At 45.2% G+C, this 23,430-nt stretch carries 19 protein-coding genes; 8 read left to right on the top strand and 11 right to left on the bottom strand.

Features of this window, described 5'->3' with window-relative positions:
- Positions 1-53: 53 nt before the first annotated feature.
- The 4 genes from BCT11_RS16045 to BCT11_RS16030 all read right to left on the bottom strand — a co-directional run bounded on the left by BCT11_RS16045 (position 54) and on the right by BCT11_RS16030 (position 6,514).
- On the bottom strand, positions 54-1,733 hold the full coding sequence (locus tag BCT11_RS16045) for a FapA family protein (RefSeq protein WP_102388735.1): 1,680 nt from the start codon (positions 1,731-1,733) through the stop codon (positions 54-56).
- 447 nt (positions 1,734-2,180) lie between these two features.
- Positions 2,181-4,199: a GNAT family N-acetyltransferase gene (locus BCT11_RS16040; protein WP_102388734.1), complete on the bottom strand. Its 2,019-nt coding sequence runs from the start codon at positions 4,197-4,199 to the stop codon at positions 2,181-2,183.
- A 115-nt stretch (positions 4,200-4,314) separates the two neighbouring features.
- Complete coding sequence (locus BCT11_RS16035) at positions 4,315-5,289, bottom strand: ParB/RepB/Spo0J family partition protein (protein ID WP_012130357.1); 975 nt, start codon at positions 5,287-5,289, stop codon at positions 4,315-4,317.
- Positions 5,290-5,296: 7 nt separating this feature from the next.
- The gene (locus tag BCT11_RS16030; protein WP_038871606.1) at positions 5,297-6,514 is read right to left on the bottom strand and encodes an AAA family ATPase; all 1,218 of its coding nucleotides are present in this window, start codon (positions 6,512-6,514) and stop codon (positions 5,297-5,299) included.
- 1,243 nt (positions 6,515-7,757) lie between these two features.
- On the opposite strand from BCT11_RS16030, the gene BCT11_RS16025 reads away from it, so the two are divergent.
- A complete protein-coding gene (locus tag BCT11_RS16025; protein ID WP_038871608.1) occupies positions 7,758-9,728 on the top strand; it encodes a replication initiator protein RctB domain-containing protein in 1,971 nt (656 codons plus the stop codon).
- A gap of 310 nt (positions 9,729-10,038) precedes the next feature.
- Here BCT11_RS16025 and BCT11_RS16020 read toward each other — a convergent pair whose 3' ends face one another.
- The 3 genes from BCT11_RS16020 to BCT11_RS16010 are packed head-to-tail and all read right to left on the bottom strand — an operon-like array spanning position 10,039 to position 12,289.
- Entirely contained in the window at positions 10,039-10,506 is a 468-nt protein-coding gene (locus BCT11_RS16020) for a hypothetical protein (protein ID WP_042600295.1), read from the bottom strand.
- On the bottom strand, positions 10,506-11,438 hold the full coding sequence (locus BCT11_RS16015) for an ATP-binding cassette domain-containing protein (protein ID WP_102388733.1): 933 nt from the start codon (positions 11,436-11,438) through the stop codon (positions 10,506-10,508). Before BCT11_RS16015 ends, BCT11_RS16020 begins: the two co-directional genes overlap by 1 nt.
- Positions 11,435-12,289, bottom strand: coding sequence for an ABC transporter ATP-binding protein (locus BCT11_RS16010; protein ID WP_038869895.1), 855 nt, complete (start codon positions 12,287-12,289; stop codon positions 11,435-11,437). Before BCT11_RS16010 ends, BCT11_RS16015 begins: the two co-directional genes overlap by 4 nt.
- Positions 12,290-12,650: 361 nt before the next feature.
- On the opposite strand from BCT11_RS16010, the gene BCT11_RS16005 reads away from it, so the two are divergent.
- Both BCT11_RS16005 and ribA read left to right on the top strand, forming a co-directional pair.
- Positions 12,651-12,848 (top strand): hypothetical protein, encoded by a 198-nt coding sequence (locus BCT11_RS16005; protein ID WP_038869893.1) that lies wholly within the window; start codon positions 12,651-12,653, stop codon positions 12,846-12,848.
- A 167-nt stretch (positions 12,849-13,015) separates the two neighbouring features.
- A complete protein-coding gene (gene ribA, locus BCT11_RS16000) occupies positions 13,016-14,074 on the top strand; it encodes a GTP cyclohydrolase II (protein WP_102388732.1) in 1,059 nt (352 codons plus the stop codon).
- 96 nt (positions 14,075-14,170) lie between these two features.
- Here the strand turns inward: ribA and BCT11_RS15995 are convergent, their stop codons facing one another.
- Entirely contained in the window at positions 14,171-14,926 is a 756-nt protein-coding gene (locus tag BCT11_RS15995) for a transporter substrate-binding domain-containing protein (RefSeq protein WP_102388731.1), read from the bottom strand.
- Between the two features lie 68 nt (positions 14,927-14,994).
- Between BCT11_RS15995 and BCT11_RS15990 the strand changes: the two genes are divergently transcribed.
- The 3 genes from BCT11_RS15990 to BCT11_RS15980 all read left to right on the top strand — a co-directional run bounded on the left by BCT11_RS15990 (position 14,995) and on the right by BCT11_RS15980 (position 18,076).
- The gene (locus BCT11_RS15990) at positions 14,995-16,923 is read left to right on the top strand and encodes a hybrid sensor histidine kinase/response regulator (RefSeq protein ID WP_061035174.1); all 1,929 of its coding nucleotides are present in this window, start codon (positions 14,995-14,997) and stop codon (positions 16,921-16,923) included.
- Positions 16,924-17,014: 91 nt separating this feature from the next.
- Positions 17,015-17,224: a DUF3283 family protein gene (locus BCT11_RS15985; RefSeq protein ID WP_038869889.1), complete on the top strand. Its 210-nt coding sequence runs from the start codon at positions 17,015-17,017 to the stop codon at positions 17,222-17,224.
- 135 nt (positions 17,225-17,359) lie between these two features.
- Positions 17,360-18,076 (top strand): YebC/PmpR family DNA-binding transcriptional regulator, encoded by a 717-nt coding sequence (locus tag BCT11_RS15980; protein ID WP_038869888.1) that lies wholly within the window; start codon positions 17,360-17,362, stop codon positions 18,074-18,076.
- A gap of 83 nt (positions 18,077-18,159) precedes the next feature.
- Here BCT11_RS15980 and rodA read toward each other — a convergent pair whose 3' ends face one another.
- The 3 genes from rodA to BCT11_RS15965 all read right to left on the bottom strand — a co-directional run bounded on the left by rodA (position 18,160) and on the right by BCT11_RS15965 (position 21,628).
- Positions 18,160-19,242: a rod shape-determining protein RodA gene (rodA, locus tag BCT11_RS15975; RefSeq protein WP_038869887.1), complete on the bottom strand. Its 1,083-nt coding sequence runs from the start codon at positions 19,240-19,242 to the stop codon at positions 18,160-18,162.
- A gap of 315 nt (positions 19,243-19,557) precedes the next feature.
- A complete protein-coding gene (locus BCT11_RS15970) occupies positions 19,558-20,568 on the bottom strand; it encodes a DUF2955 domain-containing protein (RefSeq protein ID WP_102388730.1) in 1,011 nt (336 codons plus the stop codon).
- Positions 20,569-20,578: 10 nt separating this feature from the next.
- Entirely contained in the window at positions 20,579-21,628 is a 1,050-nt protein-coding gene (locus BCT11_RS15965; protein ID WP_102388729.1) for an HlyD family secretion protein, read from the bottom strand.
- 119 nt (positions 21,629-21,747) lie between these two features.
- On the opposite strand from BCT11_RS15965, the gene BCT11_RS15960 reads away from it, so the two are divergent.
- Positions 21,748-22,668, top strand: a complete 921-nt coding sequence (locus BCT11_RS15960; protein ID WP_102388728.1) for a LysR family transcriptional regulator — start codon at positions 21,748-21,750, stop codon at positions 22,666-22,668.
- Positions 22,669-22,752: 84 nt separating this feature from the next.
- Positions 22,753-23,421 carry a hypothetical protein gene (locus BCT11_RS15955; RefSeq protein ID WP_102388727.1) on the top strand — a complete coding sequence of 223 codons (669 nt, stop codon included), beginning with the start codon at positions 22,753-22,755 and terminating at the stop codon, positions 23,419-23,421.
- Positions 23,422-23,430: the final 9 nt, after the last annotated feature.

Here is a 23,430-nt window from a genome sequence, read left to right as displayed (position 1 = left end):
AACTATTGGGGGTCAGTTCAGACACGGGCTTTTTCATTCTTCCGATTAAAGAGTTAAATCGCGACGACGTCTTCTTCCTCAAAATTTGCCGCCACTTTGATTTCGTATTGGTTAAAGCTAAACACACAACCGCCATGGGTGCGTTTGGTTGTCACCTGTTCGTCTCCAAATTGCACTGTAACGCGCGTAAACACGCGATCTTTGGCTTCGACGATATTCTCTTCCAGCGAGACTTCAAACTCCTGCTCAGTGTGTTCTAGCTTCTGTTTAACTTCTTCAAGGCGAGCATTGTTTTGCGCTTTCATTACTTCGATTTGAGCTTGCTCTTCATCGGTACGCTCAGCTTTGGGGCGTTTCTTAAATTCAAGTTCCTTACGAATCACATCCATCGTGCCTTCTTGGGCCGATTTGTATTCTTCTTTTAAGCTGGCAATGCGCTCTTTGTACAAGGCGTAACGAGCAAAAGCCTCGACTTTCGTTGCGGTATCGCCTTCTACACCAAGTTGCGAGCAAAGCACCTTGCTTCCGACTTTGGCATCACCACCGCTTAAAGTGCCGTTTTTACCGCTAGCATCAAGTACCGTCAGATTACGTCCACACACAATGTCGTTATTCATACTGTGCACAGCCAGCTCTATATCCTCGCCAGACTGCAATTCACAATACTGGGCGTAACTGGCACGAATCGATGTTTTGGTTCGAACGTGGCAGCTTTTCGGCTGACCATCACTCACTGTGTGGCCAATAATGCCTTTCGCGACTTGGATGTCGCCTTCAGCTTGAACGTCCGCGGATTCAATAAAGCCACCAACGGTAATAGAGCCGGTCGCTTTGACGATCATGCCAGATTCAATGTTGCCGCCAATGATGACGTTGCCTTTAAACTTTACGTGTCCTGTGTTCACACCCACACTGTTTAAACACAGAGCGCTATCAACTTCGATGGTTTTATCTTTGATGAGTGGCGTACCAGACACAGAAGCGAGCAGAAGGTTAGGGTCGGCTTTGCTGATTTCGGTTCCTTTACCCGGTTTGATAGGGCTGTCTTTGCCTGCTTGAGGAGGAATCACGCGACCTTGCACAGTAAAACCCGGAACGCCCTTGGTAGCAGGTGTTCGACGCATGACCTCATCACCCACGTCCACGGCAATGGTTTCACCTAAGTTTCGTAAATCAATTTTGTCGCTAGTGGTTTGGCCTTCTTTTGGTTTGAGGATACGTTTGGTGATGTCTTTAACGAGAGGCGTAAAGATGGCGTCTTTACCTTTGACTGGTTGTTTACCAACGGCGACTGGTTGAGTGAAGGTTTCTCCGGGTTTGAGTTGATTGCTGACGACCATTACTTTTTTAAGCGCCAACTTATTAATGCCTTTCGATACTCTCGCATGAGCAAGTGCTTGAACGATTTCAGGGCCACGCAAACCACGGCCACCATAAGCACCTACAATCTTCATGCTCGCGAGCATGTCGTTGTTCGACAGTTCAACTTCTACCTGAGCATTCTTAATCTGCGCAACGACAATACCTTCGTATGCTTCTGCTTTACGCTCACGAGCACAGTTAACGAATCGAACCACTTCAACGTCATCAACGAACGCCTGACTGGCATTCATTGCTTCAAGTTGCTCAGGTAACTCCTTCAGATTTAGCTCACCTCCGAGTTCAATATCTCCCGGTAGGCGAGCTAAAATCCTCGTTTTGTCTTCCGACCATTCAAGGCATATCTTCCACATAACCAATCCATCTACTACCCATCACCCAATTCAGTCTAACCAAATTCATTTTCTGAACAAACCTCTCACTTCTCAGAATCAGGCTCACATCACTAAAGGAAGCCCCGCTTTTTCTGAGGTTGAGGCAGACAGGCACAGAATTTCTAAATTACGTTAGGATTCATTTTTGGGCGGAACTGTCTCTTCATAACCAAAGCATCACGATCTTTATTTGAATAGATGGTGAAGCATTCCTAATGGGTAATCTGACTTTAAGGGAAGTTTATTATTGAGCTCACTTCACAGATAGCTCATTGCACACAACTTGTGTTTACAGTGTAAATCGAGATTGGCTTTACATCCCAACCGAAAACCGTGGTTAAGATGGCAAACAAAAAAGGAGAGGATTTACAGTGTAAACCCTCTCCTCCCGTTAACCACTTTTACAGTGTAAATTGCTTGCTCCGTTTACACTGTAAATTTAGCAATCAAAACTTGTAGCTCTTTTCTTATCTGCGCTTCAACTTGCTTACGTCCCGGCAAGCCATATTGCTTAGCGCACGCACTCCAGTCTTTGTTTAAGAATAATTTACTGACCATCAAGTCAGACACATCAGCCAAACCACATTGCAGTAACCATTGCTGAATCCAAACAGAGACCGATTCAAAGTTGTTCCCACCTTGAGCATAACACTCGATTAAAGTGCACTTCGTTAAATGGGACTGGCAAGTAGATACCGAGGCTGGCAATAACGCACGAAGCAAACTTGGCTCTAACTTGGGATAAGTAGACGCCGCACTCAAGGGCAACAGTTCTTCGAATAGCGATTTGGCTTCGTTTATCCAAGCTTGTTGTGAGCCACACTGACGAACCATCAACAATGAGTAACACCCACTTGCCGCATCTCGCATACTTCCAAGACGAATGGATTCAAAACCAGATTGGTTCCAAAACGTAATCAGTTCTTCTGTTGCACCAAAGCTGGTGGACAAATAAGAGATATGAGGCGGCGTAGTTTGTTCCAACTGCTTTAACATTTGTTGGCCAATACCCTGCCCTTGCAAATCTGGATGAACCGCAATTCGCATGACTCGCAAAGTAGAAAGCGCACCCACATCGGCGTAACCAAGTTGATTGATAATAGTCACTGGCGTCAGATGACCTTTCGGACGACGTTTCCCAAGCTGAATATCTTTAACGAGGTTCGAACCGAGATTACCCTCCTCTACCGTTAACATCACCCCGACAATTTCATTGTTATTCTGGGCTACGTAGATCTGGCAATGTGCATCTTGCAGAAGATGCAGCAAATCATTTGGCGAGGTTTGATAATGCGCATTCACAAGTAACGCGAAGCACGTTTTCAATACGGAAGGATTAGAAATCAACGCTGACTTACGGAGGTTGATTAATGAAATATCGCCAAGCTCGGCAGGTTGACTCGGAGTGAGTTCTGCATCCAGTAAAAATGCTTGGTACAACCAAGATTCCAAGTTGTCATTTACTGCCCATCGAATGGGTTGTTGAAGATGACAAAGCTTCATTCCAGGTCTTTGCTTTTGTAGCCAATCAACAAACTTAAGCGTGAAGCCACGGCCACAACCTTCATAACCATGAATGGTGGTTGAGAACACGAGACGATGATATTGCTCAGTAATCTGCTTAAGCATAGGAACCGGAATCGCGGCGGCTTCATCAACCAATAACAAATCACACTCAGGTAAATTAGAGAGTAATTCATCCGGTGCGATGAACTGAATGTAACCCTGCCCCGCTTCTAATCGGTCTTTCTTAACGCGCTCTGCTGTTGATAGCAATCTGAGCGAGTGCTGATAAACAGGTTCAACAGCTTTGATGCTTGGCGCTGTGACGAGAATTCGTAATGGCTTTTGCTCTAGAAGATGCACACATGCAATACCTAACGCACTGGTTTTTCCTCGACCACGATCGGCGGTTAATACTAAAGGACGTTTGCGATGCCCTGTCACCACTTTTTCGATAAAAGAAACCGCTTCAGCTTGCTCACTATACTGTTGTGCTTTTTCCGCTTGGATGAAGTCTGGTAATTGAGGTAATGGTGAATTCTCCTCAATAACGGTGAGTTGTTGCCATTGCGTTTGCAGCCACAGTTCCGCTTCATCCGCATCTTGGTCTTTATTGGCAACCACAATCAATAGACCACCGCCGACGAGCGCACCAAGAGCCGAGGTAAAACTGTTGGCGTCAAACTCTTTTCTCGCGTCAAACAGCAGCACGTCACATTCACGACCGAGCAACATATTGCCTTGCTTTGCATTTATGCAGAGGGCATTTTCTAGTTGCCAATCCCCAACACAGAACCACGTTTGATTTTGTTGCTTTTGATGAAAGTCGGCAATCAAGGTGTTTTGCCAATCGGCATCACCATAAATCACTGCGCCGTTGCGTTGAAAGGCTTTGTAAGATTGGAGCTGAAGCTGAGAAAGGAATTCAGGTTGTGCGAGCATTACGTATATCCAAGCATTAAACTGACGCCATATTATCACATCTCGATTCATGGAGACTTTGCCAAATTGCAGACATAAAAAAACCGCCCGAAGGCGGTTTCAAACAAGGAGAGTTTTACTTCATTTTGCTCTCAACGAAAGCAAGAATTTCTTCCATCAAGCTGTCGTCAACTTTCTTCAAGTTAAGAGCAAGGTTGTTACCTTTACGGCTGTAGCTTGCACGACCTTTAACTAGATCAACTTTTTCCGCTTTCTTAGCTGGCTTCGCTGGTGCAAGTTCTGCAATCCAACTTTCAATGCTCTCTGTCACTTCTTTAGTAAGACGAGCCACACCTTGAGCTGTACTGCGCTGCCACAAATAACCTTCCGACGTACGACACTTATCCAACAAGTTTTGTTGTTGTTCGCCGTTCAATGTCGAGAACTGCTTATGCAGCTTAACAATCGTTGGACGACCTAAATCACCAACATTCGGGTAAGCTTGCAGAAGTTCAAGCGGAAGTGCCGCAGCTTTTAATGCGCCACTCACCAATGCTTCACTGCACTGGAACATTTTTGCTAGTGCTTTTTGGTCTTCAGCTTCGCCACTTTCAAGCTTCGCCTGCATCTCTTTACCTTTTTCGTATAGAGACAGTGGCTTGTGCGCGTTTGCAACATCAGAAAGGAATTTCGCGTGGTCCGTGTTGATGCCGTCACCAACGTAAACCAAGAAATCCTGTCCTGCTAAGATACAAGACATACGACGGCGGCTACCGTCCAATACTTCAATCTTGCCATCTTCAGTGCGACGACCAACCGCTGGATATTGTTGACCACGTTCTTTCAACGTCACCAACACATCCGATAAAGCGTGTTCGTTTAGGAAAGATTGCTCACGAGCGTTCTCTGCAAATACGCTAGTGTCTGTCGCCACTTTATCCGCAGGAATGCGGACCAATTCAAACTGAACGGTGTTCTCGCCTGCGACAGCAAGTTCGATAGTTTGTGCTTTGTCTTTTGCCGCCGTTTGCGCTTCTTGAGGTGTCGCAACACGACGCTTATTGGTTTTACCAAATAATTTCGCGTTTAATTCAGACGTTTTCAATGCCATTTATTCATTACCCCTGATTCAATGACGGCCAGTTAGAGTGCAGTACGCGCTCTAGTTCTAGTGCACTCTTATGTACCGCATCTTGTGCAGTAGCGAGCGTTTTCTTACCACCTTCGAAGTCGCCTACGGTCAAATCAAACACTGTGCTGTAGGTGTCAGCACACGTTTCGAATGCACGACTACGAGGAATAGTGGCCATCATAACTTGGTCACCTAGAAGATAGTTCATTTCAGTTAGAACAGAAACTTGCTTCTTGTTGTCGTCTTCGAACATGGTTGGCATCAGACGAACAAACTCAAGACCGTTCCAATCTTCTGGGAACATCTCATAAACCGTTGGAAGGTGTTGGAAGAAGTTTACTGTTGAAGCCCAGTCAAGACGCTTCGCTGCACAAGGAATCAATAGCGCATTTGATGCGTACATTGCGTTCCATACTAGCGGGTCAACGTGTGGACCGGTATCAATCATAATCACGTCGAAGTCATTCGCAATCTTGTCAATCAACTGCTCTTTCAACAGACGAACGATGTCTAGCGATGGGTCTTCAGAGAGTGTTTGCCATGCTTCTGCGTTGAACATTGCGTCTTCTGGGAAAGCAGAAATCGACTTCAAGTTCGGGTATTGCGTCGGTAGCAGTACGTTCTTATGTAGGAATTCTCGATCGATTTCCACACCATCTGGCACGTTACCAAGCATGATATCAACCGCAGAGTAAATGTTGTCATGTTCTGCCACACTGATTTGTGGATTTAAGAACAAACGTAATGAACCTTGAGGGTCAAGGTCAATCAAACAAATGCGGTAACGATTATCTAAGTTTAGTGCTAGGCATGCAGCCAAATGAACCGCAGTCATTGATTTACCCGTACCACCCTTTTGGTTCTGTACGTTGATAATCCACGGTTTATTTTCTGAATTCTTTTTACGCTCATGGAATTTTGGCACTTCTGCCGCGTCCATTAGCATGTGCGCTTCATCTAAAGTGATTGAATAATGGTTAGCATTATTCTTAGTAAATTGATGGCCGTCTGCCTCCATTTTACCAATAGCTTCATCCAGCTTACGACGAGTTAAACCAGAGCGGGTTTCCATCATCGCTTTAGACATTGGTGGGAAGTAATTGTCACTTCGCTCTTCCAAAACAATCTCAATACGGTCAGCTTGAACCTGCTGCGTCAGTTCCGCTAACTCCTGGAGATTTTCAATCGTTTTTTCTCTTTTCATGCCAAATTCCGTTGGAAGGATATCTGATTTTAATTGTACAGCACTAGCATTCTAAAACAACAAAAAGGTGAACAAACATTTTGAATAACCATCACATAAAAAACACTCACAAACGCCAATTTTATGATTCTCCCATGAAAACATCACAAAATTTAATCAAATACTTGCCAATAAAGAGATTCAAACTCGATGAAATTAAAAATGTTACATCGTCACGTATTTACAATGTAAATCTAGCATTTATCTCGGAACGATTATAAAACAGCCCTAAATTACGGGCACTGTGAGATCAATCAGGTATTGGAGTGTTTATGTGGCTTTAAGTCAAAAGAGTTCTTCCCAACTAACCCTTGATCATGCGTCCAGTGCTATTTTTTGTAGGGAATGAGGTTTCTATTGGAAGAATGATCAAGGACTGTACATGATCATTCTTCCGAGGTAAGCATCAAAACTGAAAGCATGATCAAGGAAACCATGCTTCTATTTACATATCGGGCTAATTTTTCAATCAGATCAATTTATCGGAAAAATGATCAAGAACGTTTTTAACACGGAAGCATGTATTTTTCCCTCTAATTTACGGAAGAATGTAGATAGACTGGGGGATAGAGAGAAAACCAGAGCGTAAAAGCCGGAACGATGAATTAAAGCATCATGTAAAATGTAGACAAGACAATCATGATCATGCTTCCGTTGATTTCATCTTAAGCCCTGTTAAGTAGCGAGATTCAACCAAAATGGTGGAGTTTTCATCAATTGAATAATTTCCGCGCGATATTGAGAGCAGAACGATGAAAATCTTCTCTCTTGATCATCGATCCGACGTTAATATGAAGACAAGTAAGCAATAACACACGATGAGTTTTCCAAGTGAAGCCCTAGCTTCTGTGGATAAGTTGTATAAACATCATGATCATCGTTTCAGCCCTATTTTGATCATCTTTTCATAAACTTAATGATCATGCTTACGGAGAGTTGTGATCATGCTTTCTGACTTTCGATGATCATACTTTCGATAGTTACATGATCATAGTTCCGAAATGGCGATTGAAAATATCTAAGTTAAACAGCTACTTACGACGCTAAAAATGTCCAGATCATTAGATCATATAATCAATTAAGATCAGATTAATCAAAAAGATCAGTTATTTAAAAAACAAAGATTTTTTCTTTATTTATGATCTGTTTTTCTTTATTCTTCGGAACCATAGCGAAACTACGGCTAGTGTGATCTGGATCTAAAATGACGGCTGATGAAAAAATTCTGATTAAAGCGCCAAGAAGCCATAAGGATGGGCACCTTTTTGAGGTACACGAATCTTCTGCAGATTGGGTAGAACAATACCAACATTTCAAAGGGGTAACCAAAAGCATCTTAGAACTGCTTAATCTTATTTCACTGCGTGGATTCAGCAGCAAAGATGGATTAGTTTCAACAACAGAAATTGTTGGTGCTACCGACGGTCAACTTACGCGTGCTGCATTACAGCAACGTTTACGAGCAGCGGTGAATATTGGTTTATTTACGCAAACACCAGTCCGTTTTGAAGAAGGCCTTGCTGGTAAAACCATGCTGCATAAGTTCGTAAACCCGAACCAATTAATTTCGGCATTGGGAGCCACCAGCCTGGTGACAGAAAAGGTTCGTCAAAGCGAGAAGCAAAAGCGTTCCAAAGCGTTAGCACAAACACAAGTGAACAAACGCTTGCTCAATGAGCACGGTCTTAACACACCTCCAATGATGAAAGATGAAGCGGATCAATTCATCGTATCACCGACCAATTGGGCAGGGATCATTGACCAAGCCCTCGCACCACCTCGTACTCGTAAGAGTTATCAGAAATCGATGGTATCGATCTCTGGCACCAAAGCCGTGATTGAAACGCGATCTTCTAAAAACATCATGACCGTTGATGATCTGATGACCTTGTTTGCGTTGTTTACGCTTACAGTTCAATACCATGATCATCACAAAGATCAGTACCACATGGATGCAGCGCATGTCCCTAACAAGACGCCGTTGTACATTACCGATATTCTGTCTTTGCGTGGCAAAAAAGACAGTGGGCCTGCTCGAGATTCTATTCGTGACAGTATTGATCGTATTGAATTTACCGATTTCCAGTTGCATGAACTGACTGGCCGTTGGCTGAGTGAGAACATGCCTGAAGGGTTTAAGAGTGATCGTTTCCGGTTTATCGCTCGAACCATTACTGCCTCGGAAGAAGCGCCTACAGAAGGTCTGGATGGTGAGATTCGAATCAAACCTAATCTTTACATCTTGGTTTGGGAGCCTTCGTTCTACGAAGAATTGCTCACTCGTGATTACTTCTTCCTATTCCCGCCAGAAATTCTGAAGCAGCATACGCTGGTATTCCAGATGTACTCATTCTTCCGTAGTCGCCTAGTACGCAAGCATACTGATTGCATGCTGTTGAGCGAGTTAAACCAGAAATTAGCACGTAATATCGAATGGCGCCGATTCTCAATGGATTTGATCCGCGAGTTGAAGCGTTTGTCAGACGGCAAGGGGACGGAAGATCTTTTTGTCGTCAATCTTTGGGGCTATCACCTAACGATCGAAACGATGATCGAGAACGGTAAGGTGATGGATTACCAAATCGACATCAAATGTGATGTCGAAGAGGTCTTACGTTACTCACGAGCACGTACAACCAACGCTGGTAAGCGCAATATGGCGCCTACACTGCCAAATCCACTTCGCAATGAGATGGTGACAAGGCAGCAGCTAGACGAGCTCTCAGGCATCATAGATGGCGAATTTGAGCCTATTCAGCGTAAAGCACCGTCCCCTCGTGGCAATTTAGGCCGCCGAGTTAAGCAGAAAAAGCACTTGGTTGAGATCAATGCTGACGAGATCACCATTACTCTATCCAAATATACCTCTCCAGAGGCTCTAGAACGCAGTGTAACGGCTTTGTCAGCTATGACAGGGCATTCGTATGCCTCAATCAAAGAAGAGTGTTCTGACTTCATTGAGAAGCTTGATTTCTTGAGAGTAGGGGATGCTCCTCTGCCATACGAGACACTGAGTAAGACGGTGGAGCTGTTCAACAGCCAAAATGATATAAAGCATTTGACCATTGAACGTTTGATTGCGGGCTTGGCCGTTCGTCGGAAGGTATGTCGTCAGATTTTTGATGGGCACATGGACGAGATGGTATTCAGAGCACTTGATGAAATGGCCATTTAACATGTGTTGGGTCGATGATTTTTAAGTAATAAGCATAACCAATTGATTCAGAATGTAACAATGAATTGCACTGATGGAAATCAGACTTAACTCTTACAAATCACTGACATTGATGAGCGGATGGCGGACTAAGATTTATCCCGAATAGACAACCTTTTGTCCTTTCTGATGATTAATAGATTGGCTCATATTGTTACATTCATTCTGAATAGACTTCGCGAGTTTCTCCTCAAGAAACTCGCTTTTTTTTATCTAAAATTCCGCTCAAAACCTAATTTATAGTCATCAACACCTTGATCATTCTTCCGAATTAATGACGTAAGCCTTGATCATGCTTCCTTGATTCATTCCAATTCAACGATCGCATCAACGCTACATGCGACTCTATCAAGCAATTCGCTTGTTGTTGCCATTCGCTTTGATCTTGTTGCTGATTGCAAAATTCCAACGCTAATACCGTTAAATGTTGTAAGCGTTTTAAGCTCCAATCTTTAATCAGAATGTCTGTCATTGGTTGACATGCAGCTTGTTCGAGCTTGGCACTCGTGTATTGCAAGGTCTGATAGGCTTTTTGATGGTTTTGATACCTGGCATATTGAAATACTCTTAAGCAGCCATCGAGCCAACAAGCGATCGCTTTGCTCTGCTCGTCAGTCAATTCAGGACCAAACACTGATTCCGGTGCCTGATACAGGATCGCTTCCAATCTTTCAACTTGATCATGCTTCCGGTTTTCGTACCAATCCGAAATAAGATCTTGCCAAGTATTCAAGTCCATTAAGCTGCCTTAGTCCATTGTTTTACAAAGTGGTTTGGTCCAATTTGATCAAAGTCTTCTACCACAATACTGCTGCGGTTTCGGATCTCATCTGCATTTACTGAATAGTTTGGTTCACTTTCCACGAGATTGCCAAATGGCAGATCAGGATCTGGTACCGCAGAGATCAATAACTTAGTGTATGGATGCTGCGGATTTTTCAAGATCGCTTGCGTGTCACCCCACTCAACAATCTGGCCCTTATACATCACGGCGGTTTCTTCGGCGATGTAATGAGCGGTTGCCAGATCGTGGGTGATGTACAAGAAACCGATGCCCAAGTCTTGTTTCATGCGCTGCATCAGGTTTAATACGCCCAGACGAATTGAAACATCCAACATTGATGTTGGTTCATCGGCAAGAATGATTTGGGAGCCTACTGCCAATGCGCGCGCCAAGTTAACGCGCTGACGTTGTCCACCACTCAGTTCATGTGGGAACTTGTTTAATGTTTCTTCTGGTAGCTCCACTAGCTCCAAGAATTCGAGTAGTTTGCTCGGGATCTCTTTGTCGCTTTTAACTTGCTTATGAATCTTAAGCGGGCGAGTCAGGTGATGACGAATCGTGTGGGTTGGGTTCAAAGAGCCAAATGGGTCCTGGAACACCATTTGTACCTTGCTGCGATAGTCCTGAATTTCTGCACGAGCGGTAATATCGTTGATGTTTTTTCCATTAAAAAGGATTTCACCATCGCTGGCCGGATACACCTTGGTAATTAATCGCGCACAGGTGCTTTTACCGCAACCTGATTCGCCAACCAGCGCGAGAGTTTTGCCTGCATAAAGGTCAAAGCTCACGCCTTGAAGCGCACGGAAGGTTTCTTCTTTCGCGAAACCACCACCGACTTTAAATTCTTTGATCACGTTTTTCATTTGGATGATTGGTTCGCTCATGATAACGCTCCTTCAGTGGCTGACTCTTTATGCACGTCGTGGATATTCGGGAATGAAGCCCATAGTTTTTGAGTGTAAGAATGCTGAGGGTTATTGCGAATTTCGTATGAACTGTTTACTTCGACAATCTTACCGTGACGCATGATGGCTATGCGATCGCACAACTGGCTCATGAGTGCCAAATCGTGAGTGATAAACAGCACAGAGAAACCGAACTCATCACGTAGTTGATAGATTTGCTGTAAGATTTCACGCTGTACCACGACATCAAGCGCTGTGGTTGGCTCATCCATGATGATCATCTTTGGGTTGAGAGAAAGGGCGATGGCAATCACCAAACGTTGGCGCATGCCCCCGGAGAACTGGTGTGGGTACTCGCCAAGTCGATCGCGGGGAATGTTGACCAAGTCGAGCAACTTTTCTGCGCGGTCCTTGGCTTGTTCATTGGTCATGCCTTTGTGATGGCGCAGTACGTCGGCAAATTGCTCCTGAATGGTTAATACTGGATTGAGGGAGTTCATGGCACTTTGGAACACCATCGCAATCTCGCTCCAACGCAGTGTGTTTAACTCACTGTCGGATAGACTCAGAATATCTTTGCCTTCAAATAGAATTTGGCCTCCTGAGATAAACGCTGGCGGCTTGTGTAAACGGTTGATAGAGAAAGCAATGGTACTTTTACCACAGCCAGACTCACCAGCGAGGCCAAATATCTCGCCTTTGCCAATATCGAAGCTTACCGATTTCACTGCGTTAAAGTCGCCGTGATCGGTGATGTAGTCCACACATAAGTCTCTGATCTGGATGACCGGATCAGAGTGGTATGCCTGAATCAGGTTTATGTCACTCATAAAAACACCTTACCAATACAAAAGATAATTATTATCATTATCAGGTGTGCGAGTTTTACGAAAGACAGAACCGTCTAATAAGTGAAGTGACTCGAAAGTTGAGTGTAATAAAAAGAATTTTTTCGGTTATAGAAGTGTGAAGAATCACGGGAAAAATGAGAGCTGGATCAGCTCACTTTTCGTAGGGGGAATTCTTCAAATTTAATCGCTAATACTGTGGTTTGCAAAAACTAAATGATGAATCTATTAACGAGTTGATGAAAGGTCGGGAGGGGTCACATTTCCCCACTGTTTTTCTTACCTCTGCATTGGGGGTTTGCTATAGATTACCCATCGAAAACATGGTGTGTTCGGAGGAAATATGTCCATTAATTCTATCGACCATGAAGAGATGAGCAACATCGCTCACAAATGGGAACTCCCAGAAGAAGAATCCGTTGTGAGACCTGAGAAAATCGTGAAGTCAGCAGAAGCAAGACGACGCATTGAAGCACTTCGTGAAATCCGTGAAAGCGGTTTGAGCATCGAAGAAGCAAGGGAACTTGGCTTGATTCACTAATTCTCGCACTACGGTAATACCAATCATGGGGTAGCCATAAGACTGCCCTTTTCATTTTTTGTTTTACAACCAATTGTTTGACTTTCTCCTTCAGCGTTACTAAAGATTATATCAATAGCAATATGCTTTTTGTTGACTATTAAAACAGCAACGTCAGGAGTACGATTATGGTTGATCAGATCCTTTTCTATGAGCCCGATGAATCTCACGGCTTTCTTTCTAATTTCTGTCATGCCCCGATTCAAGTCTCAGCTCAATCTTGGCCCACCAGCGAACACTATTACCAAGCCCAAAAGTTCAACGACCTCAAACTGCAAAGTAAAATCCAATCAGCGAAGACGCCTGATGAAGCTTTCGCCCTCAGTCGTCAATATCAACACTTCGTGCGTGAAGACTGGGATGACGACAAACTCTCAGTGATGGCGTTTGTTGTGCGTGAGAAGTTTTTGCAAAACCCTCAATTAGCCAAGCAACTGATGAAAACGGGTAATGCCTGTCTAACAGAGCACTCACACAAAGATGGTTTTTGGGGAGATGGGGGAGATGGCTCTGGTCAAAATCATTTAGGGGAGATTCTGATGAACGTGCGTGCTGAATTAAAACATATCGAGCCCAGCAGCTTGGTGAGGTTTATTGATAGAGCCAAATTACCGACTCAGTGGGGCACGTTTGTAATGTACGGTTTTATCGAGAGCGCCACAGGCAAAGAGCACTTAGCATTGGTTTATGGTGATCCGGCCAACAGTAAAGCCCCGCTGATTCGCCTTCATTCTGAATGTTTAACTGGTGATGCACTCTTTAGTACGCGTTGTGATTGCGGCTTCCAACTTAACCGTGCATTGCAAAACATTGTCGAAGAAGGCTGCGGTGTGCTGCTTTATCTGCGCCAAGAGGGTAGGGGGATTGGCTTAATCAACAAGATTCGTGCGTATCACTTGCAAGACGAAGGCGCAGACACGGTCGAAGCCAATGAGCGTCTTGGCTTTGCCGCAGATATGCGTGACTACGCGTTTTGCAAAGGGATGCTGGAGCATCTTGGAATCGATGAAGTACGTTTGATGACCAACAATCCACGTAAGCTTGCAGCGCTGACGAAGGTGAACATCAACGTGATAGAAAGAGTGCCACTGCAAGAGGGCAATAACCCAAACAACCAACACTACTTACAAACCAAAGCCAATAAGCTCGGCCACATGTTCGATCCCAAATTTGTCGAACAAGATTAAGCGCTCGAACAAGATTAATCACAGAGAAGATATAAAAATGAAACCGCCAGCTTATCGAAGCTGGCGGTTTTTTCATGATTGGTTAGGTATGAGTGGTTAGATGTATTTTTTGATGATGTTGTCGATTTGCCCCGAACTTTTGAGCTCTGCTAGGCGCTTATTGATGAAGCTCTGTACTTCCGGCTTAATGTTCGGAGAGAAGGCTAGATAGATAGAGTAATCTGGGATCACATTACTAAAAGATTGGATCTGGAAATCGCTCATCGGAAGCTCTAAACGTTTGATGTTGTATACCACCCGCGATTCCATTTCAACAAATGCGGTATCGCCAGGGGTTCTTTGCAGAACTCGATACGCTGCATCGTAATCTTTGACGCGCATTTCATTCACGGTGCCGTTATCAAAAAACGGGCTGAGGTTTGGGTAATCAAAGCCGAGTAGAAGTACGATTGAGCGGCCTTGCATGTGCTCCATATCGCTGAATTTAAATGGTGCTTTACTGCTGGAAACCAATACATGTTTTACAGTGTAAATAGGTTGCTCTGACAAATTTTCTGATTGTACCTTGCCCCAGTTTGGGCTGCCGTAAGTCACCCAATTCTCTTCTCCGCCCGCTTCCAAAACGGAGATCATGCGTTTAAACGGATAAGTATGGTATTTCACTTCATAATTGGACTCGGCAAAAATTTCACTGACGATATCCGTCACAATTCCGGAATGCTGTTCACCCTGTTGTTCTATTTGAAATGGTCTGGCTTGTTCAGAAATCACGTAGTAGTTCACTTCACTTGCCATACTGTGCGTGCTTAGGGCTATGAAACTAAAGCCCAATGTCCGTAAGAGTCCTTTCATCCTAACCTCGATTATTGTCGTGACCAGACTATATTTATAGTAGCGCAAGATTAAGGGAGTGATTTCATATGGAAAAAAAAGAGCGAACTCAACGTCGGTTTAGCATCGGCAACCAGCTTATGTTGGCGATTTTTGCGTTGAGTTTTATCTTTACCGTGATTATCTCTTCTTTGAGTTTGTATCGTGATTTCAATGATGACCTTGCTCGTTTAGATATGGAGTTGAAGCAGGTTGAAACCAGCTACTTGTCTGGTTTTTCTGCCAGCTTATGGGTGGAAGATCGAGAGCTATTATTGACACAGGCTGAAGGGGCGATGCGTTTACCTTCGGTCGACTATTTACTCATTGCTACGCCGGATGAAGTGATCGTGGAATTAGGATCGCCATTAGGATCCGACAGTATCAAGCGCCAGTGGCCATTACAGTATGACATGGGCGTCAAAACTTATGATCTTGCAGAGGTTACGGTGCAATCGGATCTGAGTCCGATCTACCAAGGATTATGGCAAACTTTCTTTTTCCTTGTGATCGCCGAGGCGATCAAGATCTTCTTGCTCATTCTTGGGGTGCTTTGGGTTACCTTTCGTTTGATGGTGAAACCATTGCAATTACTCTCTGGAGCGGTGAGCGATTTCAGTGGCGGGCATGTGCCAAGCAAATTGCAACTGCCTCAGCGTTGGTTCTTTGATGAAGTAGGGTTACTAGAACACAAATATAATCGAAGCGTTGAACGAGTTCGTGAACACCAAAGTGAAATTGAAGACGCACGTGAAAAAGCCGAAGTGGCCAATCGCAAGAAGAGTGAATTCCTTGCCACAATGAGTCACGAAATACGTACGCCGATGAACGGTATCATTGGAGTTGCATCATTACTCGGTGATACTAAGTTAGATGATCAGCAGCACGAATATGTCGACATCATCAACAGTTCATCCGGCTCACTAATGGTGATCATCGATGATATTCTTGATTTCTCCAAGATTGAAGCGGGTAAGATCGAACTCGAAGCGGCGACCTACAATCTGCTGCAGTTGCTTAATGAAGTAGGCAGCTTGCACACAGTAAAAGCACAGCAAAAACATTTACAGTTAGTGTGCGATATTGATCCGCAACTGCCGTCTGAGGTGGAAGGGGACGTTGGCCGACTGAAGCAAGTCTTGAGTAACTTACTCAGCAACGCCGTGAAATTTACAGAACGAGGCCACGTGAAACTAATGGTTTCCCTTGTGAGCAAAGAAGATAAGCTCGCACAAGTGCACTTTCGAGTTGTGGACTCTGGGATCGGTATCGCCAAAGAAAACCAGCAAGCGGTGTTTGAGAAGTTTCAGCAAGCAGATGGCAGCACCACACGTAAATATGGCGGCACTGGATTAGGATTAGCCATTTGTGCGAAGTTAGTTGAAGTGATGGGAGGGCAAATTCGTCTCACGAGTGAGCCCGGACTTGGTAGTTGTTTTGAGTTCACCATTCCTTTGATTGTCGTCAGTGATAAGCCTATCTCTCCGAGCACGCCCAACACTCCCAATATTCTCGATTTTCCGAACGGAGAAAGTAAAACGCAGAGCGTGCCTTCCTCCCCAAGAGATGAAAGTAAACCTTGGATACTAGTGGTCGAAGATACGGCTGTGAATCAGAAAGTTGTACGCATCATGTTGGAAAAATTGGGTATGCAAGTCAGTGTGGCTGAGCACGGTGAAGAAGCGTTAGAACTATGCGAAGCAAACCATTTTGATCTCATTCTCATGGACTGTCAGATGCCCGTCATGGATGGCTTTATTGCCACAGAAAATATTAGACAGATGAGCGAATGGGGCAAACAAGTGCCAATCATTGCTTTGAGTGCGAATGTCATCAAAGAAGACCAAAAACGTTGTTTTGATGTCGGAATGAATGAATTTGTCTCTAAGCCTGTGACGAAGGAGCGGTTGCAGCAAATTTTTGAGCAGCACTTACCACAAGAGCTGCAAACTCGGGATAAACCTAAAGAAGCAACTTGAAATTGATCAAGATAAGCGCGTTTCTATTCTTAAATGGTAATTCTGTATGTTATAGTGCGCGGCTAGTATTTAAAGTACCTTGAGGCTGTGAATGTCGTTCAATCTATCCTTGTTACCGCCTGACGAGAAAAATAAAATCGAACTTGATAAACAAGCGTCGTTTTTAGTTTGGAAACTCAAAGAGGCCAAATCTGGTCCTGAGGCGATAGAAGAACAATTGTCTAAGATTAACGACGCTGGCGAAAAAGTGTTTTTTCAACAGGCAGTCGATAAGTACAAACGAGTAATGGGTGTCGCGTAAAGCGAATCGTGGCGGTAAATGAAATTACCGCGGCGGAAGAGGTGACCTCCCCATTCCTTTGCAGGGCGAAATGGAAAAAGTTTCGCTTTTTGCTAAAATCCTTCGCATTAAATTTGAATTTAGAGAGACATCCCGATGGGAAGAAGTTTTGAAGTGCGCAAAGCCTCTATGGCGAAAACTGCAGGCGCAAAAATTAAAGTTTATTCCAAATACGGTAAAGAAATTTACATGTGCGCTAAAAACGGTGGCGGTGATCCAGACATGAACTTGTCTCTGAAGCACCTGATCAGTAAAGCGAAAAGAGACCAAGTACCTGCACACGTTATCGATAAAGCGATCGATAAAGCGAACGGCGGTGGCGGTGAAGATTACGCACCAGCACGTTACGAAGGTTTTGGCCCTGGCGGCACAAGTGTGATTGTTGACTGTCTAACAGACAACGGTAACCGTACTTTCCAAGACGTTCGCCAATGTTTCGTTAAAACAGGCGCGAAGATCGGTGTTGAAGGTTCAGTTTCTCACATGTTCGATCACCAAGCAGTATTCCAGTTCAAAGGCGAAGATGATGAAGTCATTCTTGAAACGCTAATGATGGACGACGTTGATGTTACTGACGTTGAACTAGAAGACGGCGTGATCACTGTATTTGCTCCTCATACAGAGTTCTTCAAAACGAAAACTGCACTTAACGCAGCATTCCCAGATCTCGTGATCGACGTTGAAGAAATCACATTCGTTCCGCAAACTCACACGCCAGTAGCGGGTGAAGATGCAGAGAAATTCCAGAAGTTCCTAGACCTTCTAGATGACTGTGACGACGTTCAACAGGTATACCACAACGGCGAACTGTAATTCGGTTCTCCAGTTGTAAAAAAGGCTTCCCCGAGGGAAGCCTTTTTTGATCGTGTTGTTGTCTTTTCTATTGTGACTAGCGTTTAGGTGTTTCGGTACTTGGAATAACACAGCGACATGATCACGCCAAAACAGATGCCTTGAGTCAGCATCGCCGTACCACCGTAGCTAAAGAACGGCAGTGGACTCCCCATTACTGGCAATAAACCACTGACCATACCTGTGTTGATGAAGGCATAAAGGAAGAAGCTCATTGCCAATGCGCCACTCACTAAGCGACTGAAGAAATGCTCAGATTGGCACGCCAGCAGCATCACACGTGCCGTAATGAACAAATACAGCGCTAACAACACCACACAACCAATAAAGCCCCATTCTTCTGCGTAGGTCGAGAAGATGAAGTCAGTATGGCTTTCAGGGATAAAGCCTAGTGTACCTTGAGTGGCATTCATCCAGCCTTTACCTTTCATGCCGCCAGAACCAATCGCAATCAATGATTGGATGATTTGGTAGCCCGAACCCAATGGATCCGATTCAGGGTGCAAGAACTGCGTTACACGGCTTTTTTGATACGCTTCCATCACAAAGAACCAAAGTATTGGTGCCAGCGTTAGAATACTCACCAAAAAGCCGCCAATTATCTTCCAGCTCATGCCAGCAAAGAACAGCACAAACAACGCGTAGATCACCGTGAAGATAGCACCGTCCAAGTCTGGTTGTAAGGCAATCAAGCCCGCAGGCACAAAGGTGATCAGCAAACAGAAAGCAATTTTGCGAATGTCTGGTCGGCCACCTTCTAGATGCAGCATCCACGCGATCATAATGGGGATTGAAAGCTTGATAAGTTCCGAAGGCTGGAAGCGGAAGAAGCCGATATCGAGCCAACGCTGCGAGCCATTGGTGCTATCGCCAAATAGGGCAACTGCTGCCAAGAGCGAAACCGCAACCAGATACAAATAAGGCGCTGCACGTTGATAGCTGGACGCTGGAATCGACGACATGACCAAAATACACACCAGCGTCAAACCGCATCGAGCGAGGTGCTTAAATAGCATAGCTTCATTGAATCCACTGGCACTCCAGAGAGTGAGCGAACTCAATAGCATGATCGGAATGATCGCCATCAGCAATGGCAAATCAATCCTAGGGAAGAAACGCTTGTTCATCTTCTACAACCTAAAAACGCCCCAATGCGGGGCGAAAACAACCAGAACTCTGCGAGCTCAAACATTCCGATGCTAAGAATCCTATTTGGAAATAACAGACACCACGCAAAGGTGTGCAAGAGAGGAGTGTGCGACGACGCCTGTTATGGGTAAGCTGACTTGGAAAGTCGTGGGAAGGATAAATACACCAGGCTGAGGTTTTGCGCCACATTTTTTATAAGATTGAAATGGAAATTGGTACAGAAAACGCAATGAAATGAGCCAAATAGGAAAGGGAAACGCCTTAAGTATTGGGTACTTAAGGCGATGGCGTGATTAGGCTTGGGCTTTTTCTGGTTTGTGCGTGAAATGGTACAACGCCCACAGCACAAACAAAGTCACAGTAAGCTCCCAAGCTCGGAGGAAGGTGCTCTCCAAGCCCAGTTCATTGCTGGTCATGTACAGCTGAATCGGCAACATGGTCGCCAATAGCGCATCGGCATGGACGTCTTTTGCTGGGCCTTTCGCTTTTGCCATTGATGCGGTGATCATAAAAGCAAGCAAACCCAATACGATGGTGTAGTAACCGAACGTGGATTGATGCCCAGCCATCAGTAAGGTGAACACTACAGCTAATGCACAGCCGCCCACCTGAGTTTGAAAACGGCGGTCAACCACGTCGATAAAGCTGTTGTGTGTGGTTTGCGTTGCTGCGGCAATCACAGGCACCAAACAAAACGTTGCTGAAATGATGTCGACAATCATCAAGAACGCCACACCAAGACCAATCAATGCGAGTGAAATCGCTCGGTTCTCAAACGTAACAGGTTCTTCTTCAAATGCTGGTGGTTTGCCGCCACGTTCAACAGGGAACAGAGTCACCATGGTTTTTGCGACGACCATGGTAATCAGCATCGATAGTAGGATTTCATGAATGCGCATTGGCATGTCCATGGTGGTGTGCTGAGCAAACACCACAATCAGAATCCAGTTGAAGGTTGGCATTAGCATCTGACCTTTCTTCGGCGGCGTGGTCGCTCTGCGGCGCATAAAGTCGAAGAAGAACAAGCTAATGGTCCATACCACAAATGGATGCTGTGAAAACACTTCGGTCACCACCAACGCTGTACTTGCTGCTAATAACGTAGGTAGCAAGGTGCGAAGCAGACCAAGCCAAGAGTAGTCTTTGTTCTTGGTCATGATGATGGTTGGGTACAGCGCCAGATAAACTGGAGAATCCAGGTTCAGCAGTTTGCCTAGCATCATACAAATCGTCACAGTAAGGGCGACACGCAGTGCTTCATTGCGCTCAGAACGACTTTGAAACAGGCTTTCGAAGGTCCACATGGTTCACCCCCTAGTAGATGTAGCGGAACATCGCCACCAAGTGAATCCAAGCCGAGCTAATGACATCCATAACAGGATTGCCGCTTTCAACGATCACACTTGCTCGTGAACCAGAAATCATTGAAGGATCCAACTCGTTAACCGTAATGCGGGTACGCACTTTCTGTTGCTCACGGATCCAGCGAGTATCATTGGTCACGCTAGAAAGCTGGCCGTTGGCATTGTTGGTATCGTAAATCGCACGCTCTTGGCTGCTGACTTCACCAGTAAACACTTTGCCTGGTAGTGCATCGAAGGACACCAACACTTCGCGACCATTAGTTAGCTTATCAATGCCTTTTTCGTTGAAGTCTGCACTGATCCACGCATGAGCTTCGTCCACTAGCATCAAAGACGCTGTGCCTTGTGTAATGTAGCTGCCTGATTGCAGTTGCAAGTTAGTTACCACGCCTTCGGTTTGCGCCACGATTTGGGTGTGGCTTAAGTCGAGCTCTGCACTGGCAAGTTTTGCTTCTGCTAGTTCAATAGCCGCTGTGCGGTCTTGAGTAGAAAGCTCTGCCTCAATGCGTTTCACTTCCGCGTTCGCCGCTTCCACCGCGCTGCTGGCGACTTGTGTATTGGTGATCGCGTCATCAAGCTCTTGCTCGGTTGCCAACCCTTTATTGCGTAGTTTTTGGTTACGCGTCAGTTTTTGCTTCGCGTTATGGTATTCGAATTCGCGTTGACTCTGGGTTTGTTTCGCTGCTGCCAATTGTTGCCATTTCGCGGAATCTGATTCACGTGCTTGGCGCAGTTCGGCTTTCGCTTGTGCCACTTTCAATTGGTAGCTGCTGTCATCGATAGCAAACAGTGGCTGACCTTTTTCAACCAATTCGCCGTTACTCACCAGCACATCTGTGATCACGCCAGATACCTCGGGCGCAATGGTTGCGACATTACGATGCAGTGTCGCTTGGGTGGTGAAAGGGGAAACATTGTCTGAGGTGACTAAAAAAGCGGAGAACAAAGCTGCCGCTGAAAAAACAGTGTATATCGCGTATTTATAAAAATTTTCTTTCACGTCTGTACCTAGTATTCATTCGTTATTACGCGCCGCGTTCACGGCATATTCGGGTCTCTTTTCTACGTGGGCTAGGTTATACTTATCTAAAATTGGAAAAAATAACCAATGGAAGAAGTATGAATTCCATATTTGGAAACGTTGATGATTTGTACCTGTTTTGCTCAGTGGTTGAGCAAGGCTCTTTGCTCGCGGCGGCGAAAAAGCTCGAGCTGCCGGTCTCTACCATGTCTCGTCGTTTATCGGCGCTGGAAGCGCGTCTAGGGCTGAGATTGTTGGAGAAGAAAGGCCGTGAGTTGGTGGCAACCGAGACAGGTTTACAGGCGTTTGATCAACTCAGCAGTGCGATGGCGCAGATTGAATCCGGTATCTTGCAGCTCAACCAGCAAAGCCAACAAGTCGAAGGGCGGATTCGATTGGTGATGCCAAGCCGCTTCTACAATGACTTGGTCGATAAGGTGGTTGAGGACTACATCAAAACCTACCCAAAAGTGACCATTGATCTGCTGCTTAGCCAAGTGAATTCGATTCCAGAAACCGACCGCGATCTGGTGGTGACATTCGAATTGGACGGGTTAGATGACATGATCGCTCGTCCGTTGTTTAAAGCGGAGCACGCCTTTTTTGTTAGCCCAGAGTACCTAGCGCAAGCGGGTGGAAGTATTGAAAACTTAGAGGACTTAGCCAAGCAAGATTGGGTTGCCAGCACGCACACCACGCAAGTGCCTATTTACCAACAAGACAAGCTAGTGGACATGCTCAACTGCAAGCCGCGTTTGGTGGTCAATGACATAACCGCAGTGATCAAAGCGGTGGAAAACGGCTTGGGGATCGCCTCGATTCCCATTCGTCATGTGAAGCCTGAGCTGAATCTGGTGCAGGTCGCGCAGTCCTACAGCCGTGGAGATCGCCAAGCCTATTTGGTTTATCGCCAACGCAATTACCAGCCTAAGGCTCTCAGCTTAATGATTGAGGCGATATTGCAGGCTGCCGAAACGCAAAACCATTCATCCTCTCTCAATACCATTCACTCCGCATAACTGCCATTGGTCGCATGCAAAAGCAGCGTGCGATCTTCTCCCTTAATCTGAAACCATCCAATCACGTTCAACTAAGGACAGTACATGATGGTTTCTCAATCTCGCTCAATCAAAGCTCTTAAACTGGCAAGTACGTTTATCGCCGCATTTGCACTCAGCAGCAATCTGGCTCTGGCTAACCCAAACGAGCGCACACTCAGTCAATTCAACCAAGCGGCGCAGGGTGACTCTGGTTTAGTTGATACCGTTTACGGCGAATTATCCAAACAACTTGAAGAGCAGGGCGCAACGCCGGTGACCTTGGTTTACTTGGGCAGTGCTGAAACGTTGCAAGGTCGTGAGGCGTTTATGCCTTGGAACAAGATGAAGTTCACCGAGCGCGGTCTTGCCACAATCCAAAAAGGTTTGGACTTAATGGCGAATCAGCCATTACCACTGCAAGAGCAACAACGCTTACAAGGCTTGCCGGAATACCAATTAGCCACCGCCATGGCAGCTACTACGTTTACCTCTCTGCCAGACATGTTCAATCACTTTGAGCGTGGCTACGAGCTGTACCTTTCTCTGCTCGATGAACCGAGTTTTAGTCAGCAACCTTTCGCCGCAACGTCTTGGATTTATCGCTACGCCATTGAAGCAGCACTACGAGCTGAAGATGTTCAACAAGCCAAAACATGGTTAGCGCAAATGGAGCAGTTGGGCGACAGCAATTTAGAAACGCAAACCGCGAAAGCGCTGCTAGCGAAATATTAGGGAGGCGTC

This window comes from Vibrio sp. 10N.222.52.B12 (genome assembly GCF_002875385.1).
Classification (GTDB): Bacteria; Pseudomonadota; Gammaproteobacteria; order Enterobacterales; family Vibrionaceae; genus Vibrio; species Vibrio jasicida.
This window is presented reverse-complemented; position numbering and strand designations above follow the sequence as displayed.

Bases quoted from the DNA above. Each gene is read 5' to 3' on its own strand.
- BCT11_RS16045 (WP_102388735.1), bottom strand. From the start codon at position 1,733: ATGTGGAAGATATGCCTTGAATGGTCGGAAGACAAAACGAGGATTTTA.
- BCT11_RS16040 (WP_102388734.1), bottom strand. From the start codon at position 4,199: ATGCTCGCACAACCTGAATTCCTTTCTCAGCTTCAGCTCCAATCTTAC.
- BCT11_RS16035 (WP_012130357.1), bottom strand. From the start codon at position 5,289: ATGGCATTGAAAACGTCTGAATTAAACGCGAAATTATTTGGTAAAACC.
- BCT11_RS16030 (WP_038871606.1), bottom strand. From the start codon at position 6,514: ATGAAAAGAGAAAAAACGATTGAAAATCTCCAGGAGTTAGCGGAACTG.
- BCT11_RS16025 (WP_038871608.1), top strand. From the start codon at position 7,758: ATGACGGCTGATGAAAAAATTCTGATTAAAGCGCCAAGAAGCCATAAG.
- BCT11_RS16020 (WP_042600295.1), bottom strand. From the start codon at position 10,506: ATGGACTTGAATACTTGGCAAGATCTTATTTCGGATTGGTACGAAAAC.
- BCT11_RS16015 (WP_102388733.1), bottom strand. From the start codon at position 11,438: ATGAGCGAACCAATCATCCAAATGAAAAACGTGATCAAAGAATTTAAA.
- BCT11_RS16010 (WP_038869895.1), bottom strand. From the start codon at position 12,289: ATGAGTGACATAAACCTGATTCAGGCATACCACTCTGATCCGGTCATC.
- BCT11_RS16005 (WP_038869893.1), top strand. From the start codon at position 12,651: ATGTCCATTAATTCTATCGACCATGAAGAGATGAGCAACATCGCTCAC.
- ribA (WP_102388732.1), top strand. From the start codon at position 13,016: ATGGTTGATCAGATCCTTTTCTATGAGCCCGATGAATCTCACGGCTTT.
- BCT11_RS15995 (WP_102388731.1), bottom strand. From the start codon at position 14,926: ATGAAAGGACTCTTACGGACATTGGGCTTTAGTTTCATAGCCCTAAGC.
- BCT11_RS15990 (WP_061035174.1), top strand. From the start codon at position 14,995: ATGGAAAAAAAAGAGCGAACTCAACGTCGGTTTAGCATCGGCAACCAG.
- BCT11_RS15985 (WP_038869889.1), top strand. From the start codon at position 17,015: ATGTCGTTCAATCTATCCTTGTTACCGCCTGACGAGAAAAATAAAATC.
- BCT11_RS15980 (WP_038869888.1), top strand. From the start codon at position 17,360: ATGGGAAGAAGTTTTGAAGTGCGCAAAGCCTCTATGGCGAAAACTGCA.
- rodA (WP_038869887.1), bottom strand. From the start codon at position 19,242: ATGAACAAGCGTTTCTTCCCTAGGATTGATTTGCCATTGCTGATGGCG.
- BCT11_RS15970 (WP_102388730.1), bottom strand. From the start codon at position 20,568: ATGTGGACCTTCGAAAGCCTGTTTCAAAGTCGTTCTGAGCGCAATGAA.
- BCT11_RS15960 (WP_102388728.1), top strand. From the start codon at position 21,748: ATGAATTCCATATTTGGAAACGTTGATGATTTGTACCTGTTTTGCTCA.
- BCT11_RS15955 (WP_102388727.1), top strand. From the start codon at position 22,753: ATGATGGTTTCTCAATCTCGCTCAATCAAAGCTCTTAAACTGGCAAGT.